Origin of the sequence: Bartonella sp. CL70QHWL (assembly GCF_042194855.1) — a bacterium.
Lineage (GTDB): Bacteria > Pseudomonadota > Alphaproteobacteria > Rhizobiales > Rhizobiaceae > Bartonella.
In genome coordinates this window covers 1-522 of record NZ_JBHINJ010000145.1, presented here as the reverse complement: position 1 = coordinate 522, position 522 = coordinate 1, and the positions used below count along the sequence as shown (strand labels likewise).

General features: G+C 41.2%; 1 pseudogene. It reads left to right on the top strand.

The features are described 5' to 3' along the window. Positions 1 to 522 (top strand): annotated as a pseudogene (locus tag ACFIJZ_RS10160) (hypothetical protein); the annotation flags it as partial.

Sequence of the window (522 nt, the reverse complement as noted above, 5' to 3'; positions counted from 1 at the left end):
GGTTGCTGATGTAAGAGACAGTATTCTTGTTAAGAAAAATGAAAAGACAGGTCTTATTACTATTGGTAAGGATCTATGGGAACGATTTGATCTTGATTTTAGCGGCCCTAAAAGCGAACCTCGGACCATTTCAGGTGTGGACGCTGGAATGCTTTCGGAAGAGTCGACGGAAGCAGTCAATGGTTCTCAGTTGTTTACTACAAATCAAAATGTTACAACTGTAGCCACGAATATAGCCAAGTATTTAGGTGGTGGCGCTAAATATGAAAATGGCGCGTGGACCGCTCCTAAATTTACTGTTAAGTCCGTTAAGGATGATGGCGAAACAGAAAACAAAGAATATCCTGATGTAGCGGATGCACTTGCCGGTGTTGGAAGTTCTATCACGAATGTTCAGAATAAATTGACTGAACAGGTTAATAATGTGATTACCAAAGTGGAAAGCGAGAGCTTTGTTCAGCAAGATAAGACAACGAGTCGTCTCACTATTGGTGCAAAAGTAGGTGGCGCAGAAATCAATAT